The organism is Pseudomonas sp. S07E 245, from assembly GCF_019599025.1.
Classification (GTDB): domain Bacteria; phylum Pseudomonadota; class Gammaproteobacteria; order Pseudomonadales; family Pseudomonadaceae; genus Aquipseudomonas; species Aquipseudomonas shirazensis.
Genome location: NZ_CP080625.1, coordinates 194,992 through 213,108, shown reverse-complemented (window position 1 = coordinate 213,108; position 18,117 = coordinate 194,992). Strand labels below are relative to the sequence as shown.

Below are 18,117 nucleotides of genomic sequence, written 5' to 3'. Positions count from 1 at the left end.
TCCAGGCGGTGTGACTCAATTGCTGATGTCATTTGGTAAAAAACTCCGTCAATCGCCCGGCAATGCGCTCGAGCGGGCGGATCTCCATCGCTGCATCAATCGCCGCAGCGGCCTTGGGCATGCCATATACAGCACTGCTCTGCTGGTCCTGGGCAAGGGTCAAAAAGCCCTGCTGGCGCATCATCTTCAAACCCTGGGCGCCATCGCGGCCCATCCCGGTGAGCAGAACGCCCACACCGGGCGCATTCCAATGGCGTGCCACGCTCTCGAAAAACACATCGATCGAGGGTCGGTAGATTTCATTGACCGGCTCGGCGGTGTAGGCGAGCTGGCCGTTTTTCAGCAAGCGGATATGGTGGTTGGTGCCTGCCAGCAATACCTGCCCGGCCTGCGGCGGCTCGCCTTCGCGGGCAAGCCGTACGACCTGGCCGCAGGTACTGCTGAGCCAGTCGGCCATACCTGCGGCAAACACTTGGTCAACATGCTGCACCAGCACGATGGCCGCCGGAAACTGCTTGGGCAGGCCCTTGAGCAAAACTTCAAGCGCGGCCGGGCCGCCAGCAGACGAACCAATCGCCACCAGGCCAGTACGCTGCGAGACTTCGCGCACAGCGGTGGGCACGCTGCTTGGCGCCGAAGTGCGCTGCTGACCGATCAGCCAGCCGATATTGAGGATCTTGCGCAACAATGGCGCGGCCGCTTCGCGCGGATCACCCGCGCCCAGCGCCGGCGTATCGACTACGTCCAGCGCGCCGTGGCCCATGGCCTCGAACACGCGGTGCACGTTCTGCTTGCGGTCGACCGTGACGATGACGATAGCGCAGGGCGTTACCGCCATGATTCGCCGGGTTGCCTCGACGCCGTCCATCACCGGCATGATCAGGTCCATGAGGATCAGGTCCGGGATCTGTGCGGCGCAGCGCTCGACCGCCTCCTGGCCATTGCCGGCGACCCAGATCAGCTCATGCGCCGGCTCCAGCGCAAGCGCCCGGCGCAGCGCCTCGACGGCCAAGGGCATGTCGTTGACGATGGCAATTTTCATCCTTGTGCACCTCCGATCAACTCGACCACTGCATCCAGCAACGCGTCATCGTGGAAGCTGGCCTTTGCCAAATAGTAGTCGGCGCCGGCATCCAGGCCACGCCGGCGGTCTTCTTCACGGTCCTTGTACGACACCACCATCACCGGCAAGCCTTGCAGGCGCTGGTCGCGGCGCACCAGGGTGACCAGCTCGATGCCGTCCATGCGCGGCATGTCGATGTCGGTGATCAGCAGGTCGAAGTCATCGCCGCGCAGGGCGTTCCAGCCGTCCATACCGTCCACCGCCACGGCCACGTCGTAGCCGCGATTGCTCAGCAGCTTGCGTTGCAGCTCACGCACCGTCAGCGAGTCGTCCACCACCAGCACGCGCTTGCGGCTGACGCCCTTGGCACTGGCGCCGTTGCGTTCAATGCGCTCCAGGCGGCCGGTAGTCAGCAGCTTTTCCACCGAGCGCAGCAGGTCTTCGACGTCGACGATCAGTACCACCGAGCCATCGTCGAGCAACGCTCCGGCAGAAATATCCTGAACCTTGCCCAGGCGCGCATCGAGCGGCATGACCACCAGCACGCGCTCGCCGATCAGGCGCTCGACGGCAATCCCGTAGAGCTGCTCGCGCTCGCGAATGACCACAACCCGCAGGCTGCGCTCATCGCCCTGCCCTTGCGGGCGATTGAGCAACTGATTGGCCGAGACCAGGCCGATATGGCGCTGCTCGTGCCAGAAGTGTTGACGCCCTTCGATCTGGACGATGGCCTCGGCGGGCACGTCAAGGGTGCGCTCGATATGCGCCAGCGGAAAGGCATACGCCTCGCCGCCGACCTCAACCACCAGGCTGCGCACCACCGACAAGGTCAGCGGCACCTGCAAATGGAAGCAACAGCCTTGGCCAGCAACCTGGGTCAGCTCGATCGAGCCGCGCAGCTCGCGCACCATATGCTGCACTGCGTCCAACCCCACCCCGCGACCGGATACTTCGGTGACCCGATCGCGCATGCTGAAACCGGGCAGGAACAGGAACGTCAGCAGCTCGGCTTCGCTCATCTGCGCCACGGTCTCGGCCGGTGACAAGGCCCGTTCGGCAATGCTGCAGCGCAGCTGCTCAAGGTCGATGCCGGCGCCATCGTCACTCAGCTCGACAATCAGCATCCCAGCCTGGTGGGATGCACGCAGGCGGATCACGCCATCGCTGGGCTTGCCCGCCAACAGGCGTCGTTCGGGCAGTTCGATGCCATGGTCGACGGCGTTGCGCAGCAGGTGAATCAGCGGGGCTTCGAGTTTTTCCAGGACATCGCGATCGACCTGGGTTTTCTCGCCCTCGATCTGCAACTGCACCTGTTTGCCCAACGAGCGGCCCAGATCGCGGACCATCCGGCTCTGCCCGGTAAGCACGTCGGCGAATGGCCGCATGCGGCAGGCCAGCGCCGTGTCATACAAGTTTTGCGCGCGCTGGCTGGCTTGCCAGCCGAACTCGTCGAGCTCGGCTGCTTGCTGTTGCAGGATGGCCTGGGTTTCGCCGAGCAGGCGTTGGGTCTGGGCCAGCGCTTCGAGTACTTCAGGGCTCTGGCCGCTGCTCTCAAGCTGGCTCTTCAGCCCGTCGAGGGCACGCATGCCCTGCCCGTGCATGCGCTTGAGCCGCTGCAGGCTGGCCAGGTAGGGCTTGAGCCGCTGGGTTTCCACCAGCGACTTGCTGGACAGGTCGAGCAGGCTGTTCAAGCGATCCGCCGTCACCCGCAATACTCGCTCGCCGGTCTGGCTGCTGCGTTTGCCTGACCGCGGTGCAGGCTCGACATCGGCTTGCGCCTGGGCTGCCAGCGCGGGTACTTCGGCGCTGGCCACCGACGGCGCGGCCAGCAGCGGTTCGCTCACTGCGCGGGTAACCACCTGCGGCGCCGCGCTGAAAGCAGCAGCGGGGTCGAGCAACGCCGTCATCTGCGCGACAAAGCCCGGCACTGCCAGCTCACCGGCGGCATCGCCCGGCGTGGCGATGCGCATCAGCAGGTCGGTGCCTTGCAGCAAGGCATCAATGTGTTCGCCACGCAAACGTAGCCGACCTTCCTGGGCCGCGACCAGGCAGTCTTCCATGACGTGGGCGACGCTCACCCCGGCGTCGACGCCGACGATCCGCGCCGCGCCTTTGAGCGAGTGCGCGGCACGCATGCAGGCTTCGAGCTGATCGGCCTGGGTCGGGTTGCGCTCGAGCGCAATCAGGCCAGTGTTGAGCACCTGGGTCTGGGCTTCGGCCTCCAGGCTGAACAGCTCCAGCAAAGACGCATCACGCATTTGCTCAGGGGTCATGACAGGCTCCGCTTGACAGCCGACAGCAAGTGGGTCGAATCCAGTACGCGCACGCTGCGCCCGCGCCACTGCAGCACGGCGGCAGTGAAGCGCGCAGTGTCCTGGCCGTCTTCACAGGCATCGATATCAAGCCGATGAATGCCATCGACTTCATCCACTGGAGCAACTACCGGCCCGCCTTCAGCGGCCAGAATCAGCATGCGTGGCATTACCCGACCATTGATGGGGCTGGCCGGCAGGCTGTCGGCCCCCAGCAGCGCGGCCAGTGACAGGCACGGCACCAGGGCGCCGCGCACATTGGCCACACCTTGCAGTACCCGCGAGCGCTGATGCGGCAGGGAATGCACGGATTGCACTGGAGCGATCTCGGCGAGGCTGGCAGTCGTCAGCGCCAGCCATTCTTCACCCAGGCGGAACACCAGCATCGAACGCCCGGTGCATTCGGTCAGCGGCGCGGCGGCGACAGGCTCTTGATCCTGCTGCAGGGCGTAGCGATCGAGCAGGCGCGTGGCGGCTGCGGCATGCACTTCGCAGTTGCGGCAGTGAATATGTTGTTCAAGCAAAGGGCATTGTTTGTTGCCATGCACGCCGATGCGATTCCAGCAGTCGTCGATCGGCGGGTGGTCTTCGCTGACAAGCAGCAGCTCATGAATCTCGCTCATCGTTGCGGCTCCCGACCGGCACGCGCGGCGCGTTCCTGCAGACGCCGCGCACCGGCCTCATCGCCTTGTGCGGCGAGCAGCGTCGCCAGTTGCAGCAGCGCCTCGGGGTGTTGCGGCTCAAGGTACACGGCCTTGCGGTAATGAATAATGGCGTTGTGGCTGTCGCCTGCGGTGTCGCTGAGCAGGCCCAGCCAGTAGTACAGCTGCGCCTTGGGTTCGAACTGGCGCAGGTAGCGCTCGCAACTGGCCAGCGCGGCCTGACTGTCGCCGGCGTTGGCCTGGCGGGCGATTTGCGCCAGCAGCTCGCTCTCGCCGGCCTGCCCGGCAGTGGCCACTATCGACGGGGCGGGCGCTGGGCGCACGTGCCGCGGCGCTGGCGCTGGCGGCACGCTACGCGGCACAGGCGGCTGGCTCAATGGCGCAGACGCCAGGGCCGGCCGTGCAGGCGTCGGGGGAACTACGGGCACGGCTTGTTCCGGCTGGCGCACATAGGCGAACGACTGCGGGATGCCCAATGGCCGCATGCCCAGGCGCGCCAACAGGCTGCCTTCGGCGGGGCCAATGAACAGCACACCCTGGGCATGCAGCAATTGCTTGAGCACCGCAAACACCCGGTGCTGGGTGGGCACGTCGAAGTAGATCAGCAGGTTGCGACAGAACACGAAGTCATAATGCCCGTTGCGACTAGCCAGGGCTGGATCAAGCACGTTGCCGACCTGCAGATCGACCTGGTGGCAGACTCGCTCATGCAACTGATGGCCCTCACCGGTAGCGCTGAAGTGCCGCTCGCGAAAGGCCACATCACTGCCACGAAACGAATTGCGCCCGTACAGCGCCTGGCGTCCACGGGCGACCGAGTTGGGGCTGATGTCCAGCCCATCGACACTGAACGCGGCGGCGCTCATGCCGCTGTCGAGCAACGCCATGGCAATCGAATACGGCTCTTCGCCGGTCGAGCACGGCAAGCTGAGGATGCGCAGCGGCCGCACACCGGCCAGTTCGGCCAAGCGCTTGTGAGCGAGGCCGGCCAACGCGGCAAACGACTCGGGATAACGGAAAAACCAGGTTTCCGGGACGATCACCGCCTCGATCAGCGCTTGCTGTTCAGCCGTCGATTGCTGCAGCAGCAGCCAGTAATCGTTCAAGTCGTGGGCTGCCAGCGCAGCACTGCGCTGACGCAGGGCACGCTCGACCATGGGCACTCCGACCGACTCGACATCCAGGCCGATGCGCTCTTGCAAGAATCGAAAAAACTGCTGTTCGATCATGCCGGCACCTGCGCTGGCGCATCCGGGAACAGCAAGCGACGGACCTCGTCACTGAGCAACTGGTCGATCTCGATGCGCTGCAACATGCCCTGGGCATCCTGGCGCACCGGGCCCAGATAGGGCGCCTCGCCGTTGTCCAGCCCATACGGCTGGAACTCGTCAGGCTGGCAGCGCAGGGTCTCGGTGGCCTGCTCGAGGATCAAACCCAGGTGCAGCGTGATAGCGCTGGCAGCCGGGTGATAACGCACCACCACCAGCCGCGTGCTGGTGCGTGCTGCGGCCCGCCTGGCAAAGCTCAGCGCGGCCAGGTCGATCACTGGGATCAGCGCACCACGATGGCTGAGAATCCCGCGTACCCACCCCGGGGCCTGAGCGATAGGCTTGAGCGTACGCAGCGCCAGCACTTCCACCACCTCACGCACATCCAGGGCGAAGCGCTGGTCGTTGAGGCGAAACTGCAGGTACAGCACGCCTTTGCCGGTGCCGGCTGTGGGTTCGCGCTGAGGCAGATCCTTGATTGTCATCAGACTTTGAAACGCGAGACACCGCCACGCAGGCCAGCCGCGACCTGGCTCAGCTCATCGATGGCGAAACTGGCCTGGCGCAGCGATTCGACGGTCTGCGTGCTGGCGTCGCTGAGCTGAGAGAGCGCCTGGTTGATCTGCTCGGCACCGGTGGCCTGGGCCTGCATGCCGTCGTTGACCATCAATACCCGCGGCGCCAGCGCCTGGACCTGATGGATGATCTGGCTGAGTTGCTCGCCAACCTGCTGCACTTCGAACATGCCGCGGCGGACTTCTTCGGAAAACTTGTCCATGCCCATTACCCCGGCCGAAACCGACGACTGGATCTCGCGCACCATCTGCTCGATGTCGTAGGTCGCCACGGCGGTCTGGTCGGCCAGGCGACGCACTTCAGTGGCCACCACGGCGAAACCGCGGCCGTATTCGCCGGCCTTCTCGGCCTCGATCGCAGCGTTCAGCGACAGCAGGTTGGTCTGGTCGGCAACCTTGACGATGGTCACCACCACCTGATTGATGTTGCTGGCCTTCTCGTTGAGGATGCTCAGCTTGGCGTTGACCAGATCGGCCGCGCCCATCACCTGGTGCATGGTTTCTTCCATGCGTGCCAGGCCTTGCTGGCCGGAGCCGGCGAGGATCGAGGCCTGGTCAGCAGCCGAGGTGACCTCGGTCATGGTCCGCACCAGATCACGCGACGTGGCGGCGATCTCACGCGAGGTGGCGCCGATTTCGGTGGTAGTGGCTGCGGTTTCGGTGGCCGTGGCTTGCTGCTGCTTGGAGGTGGCGGCGATTTCGGTAACCGAGGTGGTCACCTGCACCGACGAGCGCTGGGCCTGGGCGACCAAGCTGGCGAGGGATTCGGCCATTTCGTTGAAGCCGGTTTCGATGGCGCCAAACTCGTCCTTACGGTCCAGGTCCAGGCGCATGCTCAAGTCACCCGAGCGCAGCTTATCGAGGGCATGTACGATGCGTTGCATGGGTGTGGTGATCGCACGCATCAACAGCAGCCCGCAAATGCCAGCAGCGATGATGGCCAGGATCAGCGAAACGATCATGCTGCCCTTGGCGGTGGCCACGGCGCTGACGATGTCTTTGGTGGCTACATCGGCCGCTTCCCGATTGCGTTCGATCACGGTGTTGAGGTGCTTGCGCCCTTCAACCCAGGCGGGCGTCAGCACGTCGGTGATCAAGCGCTCGGCTTCGGCGTAGTTCTTCTGCCGGTAGGCCTCGAGTACCAGTTCGATGTCGGCGATGTAATGTTTTTCCATGTCGACGAAGGCGTCGAAGCTGGTCTGGTCTTCCGTATTACGAATGGTTGCCTGATAACTGGCCATGTGCTGGCGCAGGCGCTCTTCAAAGCTCTTGAACAGTTCGATATCCGCAGAGGCGATATCGCGATGCTTGCTCAGGCCGACCAACTGCTGGCTGGTGACGTAGCTGTCGACCCAGGCGCTGCGGATCATCGAGCTGTAGTAGACGCCGGGGATGGCATCGGAACCGACCGCTTCCTCGCTCGCGGAAATGGCGACCAACCTTGAGTAGGCTGCAACGATCATCAACAACATGATGGCGATGATCACGGCAAAACTTGCCAGGATCCGTTGGCGCATGGTCCAGTTTTTCAAAATCAGCCCTCAAGAATTCAGTACGAGCGGGGAAATCGCTCGAGTATAGCCCAGGCATGAGCCGGGTTTCTCAGCTGAATGAGCGGCGTTGGCGGCATCCCTGCCGGCAAAGGTGGCAAATAGCCAGATTACTGACCGGCGGCAAGCCTGGCCTGGGCTTCAAGCTCCTGGCGCAGCGCCGGATCCAGGCGCAGCTGGCGCGACAGCTCATCGAGGTAGGCGCGCTCCATGAAGTTTTCCTGATCGACCATCATCAGGCTCGCCAGGTACATCTCGCCGGCCATTTCCGGAGTTTGCGCGGCGCGGGCGACTTCTGCCGGGTCGAGCGGTTTGTTCAGCTCGGCGTGCAGCCATTGCTGCAGTTCGCGGTCGCTGTCCAGACGGGTGAATTCACCTTCGATCAGTTCACGCTCACGCTCATCGATATGGCCATCGGACTTGGCTGCCGCGACCAGCGCACGCAGCACGGCCTGGCTGTGCAGCTCGGCTTCAGCCGGTGGCAGCCGGTCGAGCGTCTGCGGCTCGCGCACTTGGCCAGTGGCCTGCTGCGCCTGCCAGTTATTGAAGGCCTTGTAGGCGATCACCCCCAGCGCTGCCAGGCCGCCGTAGGTCAGCGCCTTGCCACCGAACTTGCGCGCGCTCTTGTTACCGAGCAACAAGCCCATGGCGCCACTTGCCAAGGCGCCGCCGCCCATACCGGACAGCAGCCCACCGAGACCGCCTGCACCGAGCGACGGCTTGCCGCCAGCGCTTTTACCGGTTTGTTTGCTGAGCATTTCCTGGCCGGTCTTGAACAGTTGATCGAGCAAACCTCGGGTGTTCATGCGCACGTCTCCACGCTACAGAAAGGAAAACCCAGAGTAAGGCTTGGCCTGTCGTTCGCCATGGAAGTATTTGCTTCGGGATGTTGCACAGCCGACCAAGTGCGCTGGCAAGGCGGCACGCTCGGCCTGATCATCGAATAGCCGCCAAGGGTCCAGCGCCATCGACCATGCATGGCCAGACCTTGCCCCGCGGTCAACCTTGCAACATTTTTGGGGCCATCCTGAATTTGCTCCGCGAGACCGCATAATCGGCGCTGAAACGATAATGGCCATGTGCAGCCATTGATATTAGGTGATGTTGCTAGCCATGAAACGAGCCGAACTGCTGGACTACCTGCATTTGACGATCAGCAACTTCTACCGGCTTGATTCCGATGCCGCGCTGGACCACCACCTGCAGTTGATGCTTGAGCAATACCGGCGCAAACCGTTCTTCTTCAAGAGCTTGCTCAAATACGACCGCCTGATGGTCGTGCTGTCGCTGTTCGCCTTTTATTTCCACGACCCTATGACACCGTTATCGCGGGTCAAGGCATTTTGCGAGCGGCGTGGCTACCTGACGCGCAACACCCTGGAGTCGTATTTCTCGTTCTTCCTGATATCGGGCTATATGCACGTATCGCCCCACCCGGATGATGCTCGGCAACGCATCTACAGACCCAGCAAAACCGCTATCGATCTGGCCACACAACTGATCAGCGCATACCTCATACCGGCCCAGAAGCTGATACCCGATGCCCAGCCTTGGCAGCGCACCGAGCCAACGGCGTTCCTGCGTCAATACTTCAGCGGATTCGCTCACCTGCTGGATGCCGACGTGCTGCTGGACGGGCTGCTGCCGGGGGCCAAGTGGATCATGAACCGCGACGGTGGTCATCTGCCGATGCTGAGCTTGTACCTTGATACCCGGGGCTTTCGCTCAAACGACGGCGGCTACAAGGTCTCCAGCTATGCCGAGCTGTCCTCCCGGCTCGGGGTATCCACCATGCACGTGGCACGGCTGGTCAAGGAAGGCGAAAGCAAAGGCTACTTCCGCACCCAGGGATCACTGGTCGAGATGCGCCCGGCGTTCGCCGAGCTGGTCAGGCACACCATGGCGATCTACTTCGCCGTCACGCGGGTCAGCATGGAGCTTGGTAGTTATGCCCTTGAATCGGAAATACCCCAGTCTGGAGCTGGATGTCTCGGCTGATCATCGCCCGCGCATCAGGCTGCTGCTGCGCGAGGGCATCATCGCCGTGCAAGTGTTGGTTATCGCCAGCTGGCTTGCCGTTCACCTGGTGCTTGACGAACGCATCGTCACGCTCGGCGCCTGGGGACCGCTATTGATGATGGTAGCTCTGTTCATCATCCAGACACGGACAAACTCGGACAATGTATGGCGGTATTCGGGCTTGCTGTTCATGTTGACGGTGGTGCTCGGCTTCAAGTTGATCTTTCTCGACTACCCGCCATTGCATCGTCAGTTCTCTCTGGCCGTGACCGTGCTGGCGGTGGTCGGCGCATCGCTGCTGATCCGTGGGCCAATGGATTATCTGCTGGCCGCCGTGTTGAGCTGGGTGCTGGTGATGCCCCACATCGGTCACGATGAGGTGAGCGACTACCGCTGGTATCTGGCTATTTTTTTTGCCTTCTCGATCAGCCTGGGCTGGATCAACAGCCGCACCTACCTGCGCGCACTGAGCATCACACTGCAGATCGAGCAGCACTATCGCACCCTGTCGGAGACCGACTACCTGACTTCGCTTTACAACCGACGAGCATTGATGGATCGCTTCGAGCGCGTCATCGAAAGCCACGGCGGCGGTTTCTTCATGATGATCGATATCGACGACTTCAAGCGGATCAACGACCAACTCGGCCACGCTGCCGGCGATCAAGTGCTGCGCGTGCTCGCTGCACGTCTGCGCAACATGGCCGGCAGCCATTGTGCCGGGCGGCTGGGTGGTGAGGAATTCGGCGTCATCATCGATACCCAGAGCCCAGCCATCGCCCTGGCCATCGCCGAGCGCCTGCTGGAGGCGGTCCGCAACAGCCGCGAAGCTCCCGCCCGCTTCACCTTCAGCGCTGGGCTGGTGCCCTTCAGCCACGATCAAGCCCTAGCCGACATCCTTATCCACGCCGACCGCTGCCTGTACAAGGCCAAACGCGCCGGCAAGGACCGGGTGCATTTCGGTGCAGGCGAGCCTTTATCCTGACAATTACTGGAGTTCGCCGTGTTCAACCGCCGCTGCACGCAGGCACTGCTCGCTTGCCAACAACAACTGGACAGCCTGCAAGCCCTGCTCGCCCAACTGGAACAGCAACTGCTCAGCGCTCGCCTCGATGCCAACGGCTGCTTCACCGAGGTCAATGCGCCGTTCGCCAACGCGCTGGGCTTTTCCGCCGCGCAACTGCTCGGGGTCAAGCTCGAAGCCCTGCTTGAACCAGGCTGCAGTTTGCCGGCACCACTGACAGGCTCGCCGTCGCTCAGTTGCCGGGGCGCCGACGGTCGCCCGGTGCTACTTCAGCTATGCTGGTTGCGCGACGCGCTGGGCCAACATCACGGCTACGGCTGCGCCAGCCCCGGCACCAGCCGCCGTGACCGGGACGGGCTGGAGTTGTACAACGCCCTTGACCATTCCACCGCCATCATCCAGTTCAACCTCAACGGCATGGTGCTCGACGCCAACAAAGCCTTTCTCAACACCATGGGCTATGGCCTGACGCAGATTCTCGGCAAGCACCACCGCATGTTCTGCTCTGCCGAGGACGCCGCCTGCGCCGACTACACCCAGTTCTGGCAAGCGCTCAATCGCGGGCAGTTCGTGGCGGGGCGCTTTCGTCGTATCGACGCCCGCGGCAATAGCGTATGGCTTGAAGCGACCTACAACCCGATCAAGGACCAGCACGGTCGCCTCTACAAGGTGGCCAAGTTCGCCAATGTGGTAACCGAACAGGTGGAAAAGGCCGACCTCGTGCGCCGCGCTGCCGACCTCGCCCATGATGTTTCGCTGACCACCGAGCACAGCGCACAGCAAGGCCTGACAGTAGTCATGCAGGCCGCGTCGGCCATGCAATCCATCGCCGGGGAAATGGCCAGCGTTGGCCAGGACATGCAAGCGCTGCAGGCGCAGTCGCTGAACATTGGTGCGATCGTCGAGATCATCGGCGGGATCGCGGCGCAGACCAACCTGCTGGCACTCAATGCGGCCATCGAGGCCGCCCGTGCCGGCGATCAGGGCCGTGGCTTTGCTGTGGTTGCTGATGAAGTCAGGCGCCTGGCCGCGCGCACTACCGAGGCCACCCGGGACATTTTCGAGGTAGTGCGTCTGAACCGAGAACTGGCCGATGGCGCCTTCAAAGGCATTCAGAACAGCCGCGAGCATGCCTGCGCGGTGCAGGACTTGGCCAGCCAGGCCGGCAACGCGATGGACGAAATCAGCCGCGGCGCACGCCAGGTCGTCGAGGTCACCAGCCGGGTAGCCAATGAGCTGCAGTGAGTGGTCTACGCTATCGACCATCGCAAATGCCTCGGAGGATTGCCCCATGCACACCCAGATGCTGATCAACGGCCAACTGGTGGCCGGTGAAGGCCCAGCCTGGACCGTACTCGACCCAGCCGCAGGCACTGCCCTGGCGCAGATCAGCGAGGCCAGCGAGGCGCAGGTCGACAGCGCCGTGCGCGCCGCCGACAGCGCCTTTGCCAGTTGGTCGCAGACCAGCCCGAAAGACCGCTCGCTGGCCATGCTGGCGCTGGCCGATGCCATTGAGCAACACGGCGAAGAACTGGCCAGCCTCGAATCGCAGAACTGCGGCAAGCCCCTCGCCGCCGCCCTCAATGACGAGATCCCGGCCATTGTCGACGTGTTTCGCTATTTCGCCGGGGCGGCGCGCTGCCTGGGCGGTTCGGCGGCAGGGGAGTATCTGCCGGGGCACACCTCGATGGTGCGGCGTGACCCATTGGGCGTGGTCGCCTCGATTGCGCCGTGGAACTACCCGCTGATGATGCTCGCGTGGAAGATCGCGCCGGCACTGGCCGCAGGCAACACCGTGGTGCTCAAGCCCTCCGAGCTGACCCCGCTGACAGCGCTGCGCCTGGCCGAGCTGGCCCGCGAGATCTTCCCGGCCGGTGTGTTGAACATTTTGTTTGGCCGTGGCGCGACTGTGGGCACGCCGCTGGTCACTCATCCGCGCGTACGCATGGTATCGCTGACCGGCTCGATCCCGACCGGGGCGAACATCATCGGCGCCACTGCCGCCAGCGTGAAGCGCATGCACATGGAGTTGGGCGGCAAGGCGCCAGTGCTGATCTTCGATGACGCCGATCTCGATGCGGCCGTCGCTGGCATTCGCAGCTTTGGTTTCTACAATGCCGGCCAGGACTGCACCGCCGCCTGCCGGCTGTATGTGCAGGACGCCATCTACGATGAATTGGTCGAGCGCCTGGGCCAGGCTGTCGCCAGCATCAAGCCGGGACCTCAGGATGCGGCCGACACCGAACTCGGCCCACTGATCAGTGCGCAACACCGCGACAAGGTAGCAGGCATGGTGCAACGCGCCCTCGACCAGCCGCATATCCGCCTGGTCACTGGCGGCAAGGTGTTGGAGGGTGCAGGCTTCTTCTACGCGCCGACCCTGCTGGCCGACGTGCTGCAGGACGACGAGATCGCTCGTCATGAGGTGTTCGGCCCGGTGGTCACCGTCACTCGCTTTGCCGACGAAGCCCAGGCGCTGGATTGGGCCAACGACTCCGAGTACGGCCTGGCCTCATCGGTGTGGACCACTGACGTGGGCCGCGCGCACCGCCTTGCCGCACGCCTGCAATACGGCTGCACCTGGGTCAACACGCACTTCATGCTGATCAGCGAGATGCCCCACGGCGGGCAGAAGCAATCGGGCTACGGCAAGGATATGTCGATGTATGGGCTGGAGGACTACACCTGTGTCCGCCATGTGATGTTCAAGCACTAGCCGTGTTGGCTGCCTTGTCGCCGTCTTCTGTCGACGACAAGGCAGCCACATCAACGTCAGGCGTCGCGCAGGTCGGACTCGTGAATCGGGTTGGCGCGGTGGGTTGCCCGTTGGTATTGCGCTGGCCACGTGGCCTTGTTGCCACCCAGATCGTCGTCGGCATGCAGCGGCCAGTACGGATCACGCAGCAGTTCACGGGCGAGGAAGATCAGGTCAGCCTGCCCCGTGCGCAGAATGTGCTCGGCCTGGGCGGGTTCGGTGATCATGCCGACGGTGCCGGTGGCGATCTCCGCCTCTTTGCGCACGCGCTCGGCAAAGCGCGTTTGATAGCCCGGGCCGGTGGGAATCTCGGCGTTGACCGAAGTGCCGCCCGACGACACGTCGATCAGGTCGACGCCCAACGCACGCAGGCGGCGCGCCAGCTCGACGGTTTCGTCAGGGTTCCAGCCGTCTTCGACCCAATCGGTGGCCGACACCCGGACGAACAGCGGCAGCTCTTTGGGCCATACCGCACGCACAGCCTCGGTAATCTGAAGGGTAAAGCGAATGCGGTTTTCGAAGCTGCTGCCGTATTCATCGCGGCGCTGGTTGCTCAGCGGCGAGAGAAACTGATGCAGCAGGTAGCCATGGGCAGCGTGCAGTTCGACCACCTTGAAACCCGCAGTGAGCGCGCGCTCGGCGGCTTTGACGAAGGCGTCGATGATCTCCTGGATCTCGCCGGTACTCAGCTCACGCGGTGCAGTGTGCTCCGGGTCGAAGGCGATTTTCGACGGGCCGACCGGCTGCCAGCCGCCGTCCTCCGGTTTGACGCTGCCGTGCTTGCCCAGCCAGGGCCGATGAGTGCTGGCCTTGCGCCCGGCATGGGCCAGCTGAATGGCGGGTACCGAACCCTGGGCAGTGATAAAGCGGGTGATGCGCTGCAGCGGCGCGATCTGCTGGTCATCCCACAGACCGAGGTCTTCAGCGGTAATCCGACCATCGGCGGTGACCGCCACGGCTTCGGTGAAGACCAGCCCGGCCCCGCCTACGGCACGGCTGCCCAAGTGCACGAGATGCCAGTCATTGGCCAAGCCATCGGCGGCCGAATACTGGCACATCGGCGACACGGCGATGCGGTTGGGCAGGGTCAACTGGCGGAGGGTGTAGGGCTCTAACAGCAGGCTCATGGGGGATCTCCCTGGGACTCCAAATGGGTGACCGGCCCGGGCACTGATGTGCAGCCGTGGCCTGGTACCGGTTCTCTTGAGCCTAGACCAGTTTGCTGCGACCAGGGTTCAGCCCGGTCGCAGGAGTATCCCTGCAGCAGCCGGTTAGCGTGGTTCGATGTGCGCGATCATCAGTTGCACGCTTTCGTTGCCGCGAAACTCGTTGACGTCCAGCTTGTAGGCCAGCTCGACCCAACGCACAGTAGGGTTGGGCCAGACTTCGCGGTCGATACCGAAGGCAATACCGTCGAGCTTGACCGCACCGCACTCGCTCTTGAGCACCACCTTCAAATGCCGCTCGCCGACCACACGCTGCTCAACCAGCTGGAACACACCATGGAACAGCGGCTCGGGAAAATGCTGGCCCCACGGGCCGGCGTTGCGCAGGGCGCGGGCCAGGTCCAAGTGGAATTCTTCAACCGCCAGGGTGCCGTCGGTCAGCAACCGCCCGGTCAGGTCGTCTTCATTGAGCTGACGCCGGGTTTCTTCGTCGAACGCGGCGGCAAACGCCGGGAAGTTCTCTGCCGGCAGCGACAAACCGGCGGCCATGGCGTGACCACCAAACTTGCTGATCAGTTGCGGGTGACGCGCAGCCACGGCATCCAGCGCATCGCGGATATGAAAGCCTGGCACCGAACGCGCCGAGCCCTTGAGCAAACCCTCACCGGCATCGGCAAAGGCGATGGTCGGGCGGTGGTAACGTTCTTTCAGGCGCGAGGCGAGGATACCGATCACGCCCTGATGCCACTGGGCATCGAACAGGCACAGGCCATACGGCATCGACTCCAGCGGCAGGTCCTTAAGCTGGGCCAGCGCCTCGCGCTGCATGCCCTGCTCGATCGACTTGCGGTCCTGGTTGAGGCCGTCCAACTGCTCGGCCATGTCGCGGGCCAGCGCCGGGTCGTCACAAAGCAGGCATTCGATGCCCAGGCTCATGTCGTCCAGCCGGCCTGCGGCGTTCAGGCGCGGGCCGAGGATAAAGCCTAGATCGGTCGAGGTGATGCGCTGGTAGTCACGGCGAGCGACTTCCAGGATCGCCTTCAAGCCAGCGCGGGCGCGACCAGCACGGATTCGCTCGAGGCCCTGATGGACCAGGATGCGGTTATTGGCATCCAGCGGCACCACGTCGGCGACACTGCCCAGCGCGACCAGGTCGAGCAGCTCGCCGATGTTCGGTTGCGCCTGGGTCTGGTAACGGCCAAGGCTGCGCAAACGCGCGCGCAAGGCCATCAGTACGTAGAAGATCACCCCTACCCCGGCCAGCGACTTGCTGGGGAACTCGCAGCCTGGCTGGTTCGGGTTGACGATGGCGTCGGCGTCCGGCAAGTGCTGGCCGGGCAAGTGGTGGTCGGTCACCAGCACCTTGAGCCCGGCCGCCTTGGCAGCGGCAACGCCCTCGACACTGGAAATACCGTTGTCGACGGTGACTAGCAGCTGCGGCTGGCGCTGCAGCGCGACTTCGACGATTTCCGGGGTCAGGCCATAGCCGTACTCGAAGCGGTTTGGCACCAGATAGTCGACATGCGCCGCGCCCAGCAGCCGCAGGCCCAGCACGCCAACGGTGCTGGCGGTGGCGCCATCGGCATCGAAGTCGCCGACGATGAGGATGCGCTGGCGCTGGTCCAGCGCCTCGACCAGCAGATCGACCGCCGCGTCGATGCCCTTGAGCTGCTGATACGGCAGCAGACGGGCCAGGCTCTTGTCCAGTTCAGCCTCCGATTGCACGCCGCGAGCGGCGTACAGGCGGGTCAGCAGCGGCGGCAAGGCTCCCAGAAAAGGCAGGGTGGGCGGCAACGGGCGGGGTTCGATACGCATGGGGTCTTCAGCAGTCTATAAAGGTTGAAATCAGCCGCGCTCGCCGAGCAGCCACTGCAGCTGCACTTCGTGCTGGCCGCGGTCGTCGGTGACGAACACCGTGCCTTCGCTGATCATCACATCCCACTTGATCACCCGCGGCATGTCCTTGGCGATGACTTCCAGCACATCTTGCGGGACGGCGGCGATGTTGACGTTTTTCAGGTTCTTGATCGCGCCGAGCACTTTGGTTTCCCACACGCGCAGGCTGCCATAGGCGAGCAGGCTGGTGCGCTCGGTGCGACGCGAGCACCAGGTCAGTCGATCAGCGTCGGGCTGGCCGACTTCGATCCAGTGCAGGACGCGATCATCCAGGCTCTTTTCCCACAGCGCAGGCTCGTCGACGTCCGACAGACCACGGCCGAACGACAGTTGCTCGTTGTACCAGAGCGCGTAGGCGAGCAGGCGCACGGCCATGCGCTCTTCGGTTTCCGAAGGGTGGCGGGCGATGGTCTGCTTGACGCTTTCGTAGACGTTGCGGTCGAGGTCGGTCAGGTTCAGTTCGAACTTGTAGGTGGTGGACGGCTGGGCCATGGGTGACGGGCTTCTAGCTGGAGAAAGTCGGCTAGTCTAACTGATCCTGCCCTGCTTGCGTCGCGACAGTATCTGCCGCAGGCGAGCTGTGATAAAACCAGCGCTTTGTTTCTGCCGCCACGGATGCCCCCATGCCCACGCCCAGCAAACCCCTCGCCGGCCTTAAAGTCATCGAGCTCGGGACCCTGATCGCCGGCCCCTTTGCGTCGCGCATCTGCGCCGAATTCGGCGCCGAGGTGATCAAGGTCGAATCGCCCGACGGCGGTGATCCGCTGCGCAAATGGCGCAAGCTGTATGAAGGTACGTCGTTGTGGTGGTTCGTCCAGGCGCGCAACAAACAGTCGCTGACGCTGAACCTCAAGCACGAGGAAGGTCGCGAGATCCTCAAGCGGCTACTGGCCGAAGCCGACATCCTGATCGAGAACTTCCGCCCCGGCGTGCTGGAAAAACTCGGCCTGGGCTGGGACGTGCTGCATGCGCTGAACCCGCGCCTGGTCATGGTGCGCCTGTCGGGCTTCGGCCAGACCGGGCCGATGAAAGACCAGCCAGGCTTCGGTGCGGTCGGCGAATCGATGGGTGGCTTGCGTTACATCACCGGCTTCGATGATCGCCCGCCCGTGCGTACCGGTATCTCCATCGGCGACTCGATTGCCGCCCTGTGGGGCGTGATCGGTGCATTGATGGCGCTGCGTCACCGCGAGGTCAATGGCGGTGCCGGGCAAGTGGTCGATGTGGCGCTGTATGAAGCGATCTTCGCCATGATGGAAAGCATGGTGCCGGAATTCGACGTGTTCGGTTTTATCCGCGAGCGCACCGGCAACATCATGCCCGGCATCACTCCCTCATGCATCCACACCAGCGCCGACGGCAAGCATGTGCAGATCGGCGCCAACGGCGATGCGATCTTCAAGCGCTTCATGCAGGCAATCGGCCGCGACGACCTGGCCGATGACCCAACCCTGGCCAGCAACGACGGCCGCGACCTGCGCCGTGACGAGCTTTACGGCGTGATCGATCGCTGGGTCAATGGCTTGCCGCTGGAACAGGTACTGGAGGTTTTGAACACCGCGCAGGTGCCGGCCAGCCGGATCTACTCGGCAGAGGACATGTTCAGCGACCCGCAGTTTCTGGCCCGCGAAATGTTCCTGCAGGGCCGCTTGCCCGATGGCAAAGCGTTCAAGATGCCCGGCATCGTGCCGAAGCTGTCCGACACGCCAGGCTCGACTGAATGGGTTGGCCCGGCGCTGGGCGAACACACCACGGCGCTGCTCAGCGGGCTTGGCTACGATCCTGCAGCCATTGCCCGGCTGCGCAAGGACGGCGCGGTCTGAACCG

At 63.8% G+C, this 18,117-nt stretch carries 15 protein-coding genes and 1 pseudogene; 6 read left to right on the top strand and 10 right to left on the bottom strand.

Annotation, left to right across the window (positions count from 1 at the left end; translation table 11 throughout):
• Nucleotides 1-28: 28 nt before the first annotated feature.
• From K3F44_RS00965 to K3F44_RS00935, 7 genes are all read right to left on the bottom strand, one after another.
• On the bottom strand, nt 29-1,042 hold the full coding sequence (locus K3F44_RS00965; RefSeq protein WP_101317146.1) for a chemotaxis response regulator protein-glutamate methylesterase: 1,014 nt from the start codon (nt 1,040-1,042) through the stop codon (nt 29-31).
• On the bottom strand, nt 1,039-3,336 hold the full coding sequence (locus K3F44_RS00960) for a hybrid sensor histidine kinase/response regulator (RefSeq protein ID WP_220633194.1): 2,298 nt from the start codon (nt 3,334-3,336) through the stop codon (nt 1,039-1,041). Before K3F44_RS00960 ends, K3F44_RS00965 begins: the two co-directional genes overlap by 4 nt.
• Nucleotides 3,333-3,998, bottom strand: a complete 666-nt coding sequence (locus tag K3F44_RS00955; RefSeq protein ID WP_220633193.1) for a chemotaxis protein CheW — start codon at nt 3,996-3,998, stop codon at nt 3,333-3,335. The genes K3F44_RS00960 and K3F44_RS00955 overlap by 4 nt, the downstream gene beginning before the upstream one ends.
• A complete protein-coding gene (locus K3F44_RS00950; protein ID WP_220633192.1) occupies nt 3,995-5,266 on the bottom strand; it encodes a CheR family methyltransferase in 1,272 nt (423 codons plus the stop codon). Before K3F44_RS00950 ends, K3F44_RS00955 begins: the two co-directional genes overlap by 4 nt.
• Complete coding sequence (locus tag K3F44_RS00945) at nt 5,263-5,784, bottom strand: chemotaxis protein CheW (protein WP_409077682.1); 522 nt, start codon at nt 5,782-5,784, stop codon at nt 5,263-5,265. Before K3F44_RS00945 ends, K3F44_RS00950 begins: the two co-directional genes overlap by 4 nt.
• Before the next feature lie 5 nt (nt 5,785-5,789).
• Nucleotides 5,790-7,412: a methyl-accepting chemotaxis protein gene (locus K3F44_RS00940; RefSeq protein WP_220633190.1), complete on the bottom strand. Its 1,623-nt coding sequence runs from the start codon at nt 7,410-7,412 to the stop codon at nt 5,790-5,792.
• A gap of 128 nt (nt 7,413-7,540) precedes the next feature.
• Complete coding sequence (locus K3F44_RS00935) at nt 7,541-8,236, bottom strand: tellurite resistance TerB family protein (RefSeq protein ID WP_101317133.1); 696 nt, start codon at nt 8,234-8,236, stop codon at nt 7,541-7,543.
• Nucleotides 8,237-8,543: 307 nt separating this feature from the next.
• Between K3F44_RS00935 and K3F44_RS00930 the strand changes: the two genes are divergently transcribed.
• The 5 genes and pseudogenes from K3F44_RS00930 to K3F44_RS00915 all read left to right on the top strand — a co-directional run bounded on the left by K3F44_RS00930 (nt 8,544) and on the right by K3F44_RS00915 (nt 13,189).
• Nucleotides 8,544-9,428 carry a hypothetical protein gene (locus K3F44_RS00930; RefSeq protein ID WP_220633189.1) on the top strand — a complete coding sequence of 295 codons (885 nt, stop codon included), beginning with the start codon at nt 8,544-8,546 and terminating at the stop codon, nt 9,426-9,428.
• The gene (locus tag K3F44_RS00925) at nt 9,379-10,434 is read left to right on the top strand and encodes a diguanylate cyclase (protein ID WP_220633188.1); all 1,056 of its coding nucleotides are present in this window, start codon (nt 9,379-9,381) and stop codon (nt 10,432-10,434) included. Before K3F44_RS00930 ends, K3F44_RS00925 begins: the two co-directional genes overlap by 50 nt.
• An 18-nt stretch (nt 10,435-10,452) precedes the next feature.
• Nucleotides 10,453-11,166, top strand: a pseudogene (locus K3F44_RS25020) (PAS domain S-box protein); the annotation flags it as partial.
• Nucleotides 11,167-11,271: 105 nt separating this feature from the next.
• Nucleotides 11,272-11,718, top strand: coding sequence for a methyl-accepting chemotaxis protein (locus tag K3F44_RS25015; protein WP_401180142.1), 447 nt, complete (start codon nt 11,272-11,274; stop codon nt 11,716-11,718).
• A gap of 46 nt (nt 11,719-11,764) precedes the next feature.
• Nucleotides 11,765-13,189 (top strand): gamma-aminobutyraldehyde dehydrogenase, encoded by a 1,425-nt coding sequence (locus tag K3F44_RS00915; RefSeq protein ID WP_220633186.1) that lies wholly within the window; start codon nt 11,765-11,767, stop codon nt 13,187-13,189.
• A gap of 56 nt (nt 13,190-13,245) precedes the next feature.
• On the opposite strand, the gene K3F44_RS00910 is transcribed toward K3F44_RS00915, so the two are convergent.
• The 3 genes from K3F44_RS00910 to K3F44_RS00900 form a co-directional block, all read right to left on the bottom strand.
• Nucleotides 13,246-14,355 (bottom strand): NADH:flavin oxidoreductase/NADH oxidase, encoded by a 1,110-nt coding sequence (locus K3F44_RS00910; RefSeq protein WP_150571027.1) that lies wholly within the window; start codon nt 14,353-14,355, stop codon nt 13,246-13,248.
• A 144-nt stretch (nt 14,356-14,499) separates the two neighbouring features.
• Nucleotides 14,500-16,209 (bottom strand): single-stranded-DNA-specific exonuclease RecJ, encoded by a 1,710-nt coding sequence (gene recJ, locus K3F44_RS00905; protein ID WP_101317124.1) that lies wholly within the window; start codon nt 16,207-16,209, stop codon nt 14,500-14,502.
• Nucleotides 16,210-16,239: 30 nt separating this feature from the next.
• On the bottom strand, nt 16,240-16,782 hold the full coding sequence (locus tag K3F44_RS00900; protein ID WP_103436278.1) for a YaeQ family protein: 543 nt from the start codon (nt 16,780-16,782) through the stop codon (nt 16,240-16,242).
• 131 nt (nt 16,783-16,913) lie between these two features.
• Between K3F44_RS00900 and K3F44_RS00895 the strand changes: the two genes are divergently transcribed.
• Nucleotides 16,914-18,113: a CaiB/BaiF CoA-transferase family protein gene (locus tag K3F44_RS00895; protein WP_220633185.1), complete on the top strand. Its 1,200-nt coding sequence runs from the start codon at nt 16,914-16,916 to the stop codon at nt 18,111-18,113.
• The last annotated feature ends 4 nt before the right edge of the window (nt 18,114-18,117 follow it).

Excerpts from the sequence above, each read along its gene's own strand:
- K3F44_RS00935 (WP_101317133.1), bottom strand. The coding sequence starts at position 8,236 with ATGAACACCCGAGGTTTGCTCGATCAACTGTTCAAGACCGGCCAGGAA.
- K3F44_RS00950 (WP_220633192.1), bottom strand. The coding sequence starts at position 5,266 with ATGATCGAACAGCAGTTTTTTCGATTCTTGCAAGAGCGCATCGGCCTG.
- K3F44_RS25015 (WP_401180142.1), top strand. The coding sequence starts at position 11,272 with ATGCAGGCCGCGTCGGCCATGCAATCCATCGCCGGGGAAATGGCCAGC.
- K3F44_RS00955 (WP_220633193.1), bottom strand. The coding sequence starts at position 3,998 with ATGAGCGAGATTCATGAGCTGCTGCTTGTCAGCGAAGACCACCCGCCG.
- K3F44_RS00910 (WP_150571027.1), bottom strand. The coding sequence starts at position 14,355 with ATGAGCCTGCTGTTAGAGCCCTACACCCTCCGCCAGTTGACCCTGCCC.
- K3F44_RS00900 (WP_103436278.1), bottom strand. The coding sequence starts at position 16,782 with ATGGCCCAGCCGTCCACCACCTACAAGTTCGAACTGAACCTGACCGAC.
- K3F44_RS00925 (WP_220633188.1), top strand. The coding sequence starts at position 9,379 with ATGCCCTTGAATCGGAAATACCCCAGTCTGGAGCTGGATGTCTCGGCT.
- K3F44_RS00895 (WP_220633185.1), top strand. The coding sequence starts at position 16,914 with ATGCCCACGCCCAGCAAACCCCTCGCCGGCCTTAAAGTCATCGAGCTC.
- K3F44_RS00930 (WP_220633189.1), top strand. The coding sequence starts at position 8,544 with ATGAAACGAGCCGAACTGCTGGACTACCTGCATTTGACGATCAGCAAC.
- K3F44_RS00915 (WP_220633186.1), top strand. The coding sequence starts at position 11,765 with ATGCACACCCAGATGCTGATCAACGGCCAACTGGTGGCCGGTGAAGGC.
- K3F44_RS00965 (WP_101317146.1), bottom strand. The coding sequence starts at position 1,042 with ATGAAAATTGCCATCGTCAACGACATGCCCTTGGCCGTCGAGGCGCTG.
- K3F44_RS00960 (WP_220633194.1), bottom strand. The coding sequence starts at position 3,336 with ATGACCCCTGAGCAAATGCGTGATGCGTCTTTGCTGGAGCTGTTCAGC.
- recJ (WP_101317124.1), bottom strand. The coding sequence starts at position 16,209 with ATGCGTATCGAACCCCGCCCGTTGCCGCCCACCCTGCCTTTTCTGGGA.